This is a genomic window from Pirellulales bacterium (assembly GCA_035546535.1).
In the GTDB taxonomy this organism is placed as follows: Bacteria; Planctomycetota; Planctomycetia; order Pirellulales; family JACPPG01; genus JACPPG01.
Genome location: DASZWQ010000042.1, coordinates 1 through 2,725 on the forward strand (window position 1 = coordinate 1; position 2,725 = coordinate 2,725).

The 2,725-nt window shown below is 61.2% G+C and carries 3 protein-coding genes; 2 read left to right on the forward strand and 1 reads right to left on the reverse strand.

The genetic code is table 11. From position 1 onward, the window contains the following. Both VHD36_05330 and VHD36_05335 read left to right on the forward strand, forming a co-directional pair. Positions 1 to 448: hypothetical protein (locus VHD36_05330; GenBank protein ID HVU86719.1), on the forward strand; the 448-nt coding region annotated here is incomplete at its 5' end. A gap of 162 nt (positions 449 to 610) precedes the next feature. Then, complete coding sequence (locus tag VHD36_05335; GenBank protein ID HVU86720.1) at positions 611 to 1,663, forward strand: redoxin domain-containing protein; 1,053 nt, start codon at positions 611 to 613, stop codon at positions 1,661 to 1,663. 13 nt (positions 1,664 to 1,676) lie between these two features. Here the strand turns inward: VHD36_05335 and VHD36_05340 are convergent, their stop codons facing one another. Then, positions 1,677 to 2,531 carry a hypothetical protein gene (locus tag VHD36_05340; GenBank protein ID HVU86721.1) on the reverse strand — a complete coding sequence of 285 codons (855 nt, stop codon included), beginning with the start codon at positions 2,529 to 2,531 and terminating at the stop codon, positions 1,677 to 1,679. Between the last annotated feature and the right edge of the window lie 194 nt (positions 2,532 to 2,725).

Here is a 2,725-nt window from a genome sequence, read left to right on the forward strand (position 1 = left end):
TCGAGACATGCTTGTGGTCACTCAGAACCTTGACGCGCACGAAGAAATTCAGAGCCTGCTCGCCAAACTATACGTGGCGCTGCCGAAGCAGCCCGAGGCTGAAGCCCAGGATCGTGCCGCAGCCGGTGGGCCGCCAGTAGACGAGTCATCCGAAGGCGCCGAAAGCAGAATCGTCATCTACGAGCTACGCCACCTGAATCCCGACGACGCTCGGCAGGCGCTCACGTCACTGGTGATGCCGGAGAGTTGGCAAGGACAGGGAGGCGGCGGCGCCGCCTACGGCGTGACGTTCCTGCCAGACTCGCATGATCCTAATGCCGCAGAACGCCAACGGCTGAGGAGACTGCTGGCCGTCCGGCAGACCGACGACGGGCACACCGAGATACGTATGCTATTGCGGAAACTGGACAAGGGACCGCATTTCTTAGGCTTCAGTGGGGGATTCTGAAAGTGCCGAGCCCGCATCGAGACAGCGATCATATAATTCCAGCGCTGGATTGGCACGCTGCTACGTAATCTCGATCGAGGACCGGTTACGATTTCCGGCGCGCCCGGGGCGATGAATGTGCGGTCGAATTAGGAGCCAAGATTGGCTATTCCGGAACAATTCATGAAACGCATTGTTCTGCCCATGTTTGCCGTGGCGCTTGCTACGGCAGCAGCGAATGTACGAGCTGAAAAGCCGAGGATCGCAGGCGACACCGGCGCGCCGGCCGTGGCTCATGACCCGACGCTCGTCGTGCAACTGGTGCGCGATCCGGCGGTGCAGCAAGAGCTGGACCTCGAAGCGACGGAAGCCGACGCCGTCGATGCGCTCGTGGCCGACGTTGAATACAAACTGTTTCTGCTGCGCGACGTGCCCGCCACCGAAAAAACCATCGAGCGAAATGCCTTGGCTGAGCGGGTCGAGAACGGGCTGCGCCAGACGCTGCGGCAGCCGCAACGGAAGCGACTCAGCGAACTGCTGCTGCGGGCACAAGGCTATCCGGCGCTTGCGGCTCCGCCCTATGCAGAGACACTGAAGTTGTCACGAGCGCAAGTTGATTCAATAACCAAGCTCCTGAACGCCGCCAAGCAGGCAAAGGCAGGCACCCCTGCGGCGAACCTCGACAAGCAAGTGCTGGGCGTGCTCAATCGAGAGCAGAACGAGCAGTTGACCCACTTAGCCGGCGAGCCCTTCGATCTTTCGCAAGTTCAAGTTGTAGCATGCAAAGCGCCGGAGCTGCGCGACGTCGAGCGGTGGATCAACGCGCAGCCGCAAAGCTTCGCATCGCTGAAGGGGCGCGTCGTGGCCATGCACTTCTGGGCGTTTGGCTGTGTCAATTGCGTTCGCAATTTGCCCCATTACAACGACTGGCACGCGCGTTTTGCCCGGCAGGGACTGACAGTGCTGGGCATTCACACGCCCGAGACAGATGCCGAACGCTCGCTCGACGGCCTGGCCGATCAGGTGAAGTCTCGCAAGATCAGCTACCCGATCGCGGCCGACGGTAAGGGGGCGAATTGGAACGCGTGGGCGAACCAGGTTTGGCCGGCCGTTTACCTGATCGATCGGCGCGGCTACGTGCGGTACTGGTGGTACGGAGAGCTGAACTGGCAGGGGAACAACGGCGAAGCCACCGCGCGCAAACGCATCCTTGAGCTACTAGCCGAAGAAGGTTGAGGCCGACCCCAATTCATTGCTCCGAGGCGGGCGCAGGTTCCGTCGTGTCGGACGTTACTTCTTCCTCCCACGGCGGCGCGGGTTGCGGCGGCAGGGGCGGCCACAGGATCCAATCGCCGTCGTGTTCAGTTCCTGTCATGGGATGTTTGACGGGACCGTAGGCGCCTGGGATAGCCTGGTTTGGACTGCCCGCGGGGCGGCCGCCGTCGTCGTCGCGATCGTTGCCCAGGCTGTACAGTACCGGATGCCGGTCGCGAACGATGTAGCGCAGCGGCTGACCATCGAAACGGTCGGGCGGAACGGCCGGCAGCAAATCGGGCACGAGCTCGTCGAGCGTTTGCGGCCAAGCGCCGTGGCGCCGCTGGAACAGCACTAGCGCAATCGCGACTTCGGTGGCATCGCGCCATTGAATGGACCGTTCGGCTACGCTGGCAACATGCGAGATGCTCGGCAAGAGAAGCGACGGGAACAAATAGCGGATGGCAAGCTTTCCTTGCGCAAGCTCCTTGAGCCAGTCTTCGGATGCCTTGATGGTTTCCGCATCCCACGTCCAGGGCGGACCTTGATGCGCCGAGATCATTTCGTTGTAGAATCGATCGGCCAACTCGCGCGTCTCGGCTCGCCCTGCGATCAGTGCGGAAAGGCCGGGTCCGACGAGCCATGTGGCACTCGCGATGCTGTCAGCCGGCTTCTTCCCGGCAATGTTGTTTGTCAGATTCAATCCGGCGGCCGTAACGTGGCCGTCGCCATGGCCGTCGTCGGTGTAAGATCGCTGCAGGATGTCGTCGAATAGCGCTCGTTCGGAAGTAAAGTCCATCGCGATGTTGCCGCCACGCCAGGCGGCGATGCGATGCGCAAGGGATCGCAATTGTTCGTCCGTGAGGCAGGCGGGGTTATCAGCAAGTAAATGGCCCAAGCCGTCTAAGTTCGGCTTTCGCAGTTTTTGCTAGCGTTGACAGCTTCTTGAGAAATAGGACGAGCCCCGTTCACGATGCAGATAGGTTCTCACGCCAATCGCATCGCCAAGGAGGCTCGCCATGTGTCTTGTTACTTCGTTCGTCG

What these genes read in the sequence shown, in the direction of transcription:
- VHD36_05335 (HVU86720.1), top strand. Translation starts at nt 611, where the DNA reads ATGAAACGCATTGTTCTGCCCATGTTTGCCGTGGCGCTTGCTACGGCA.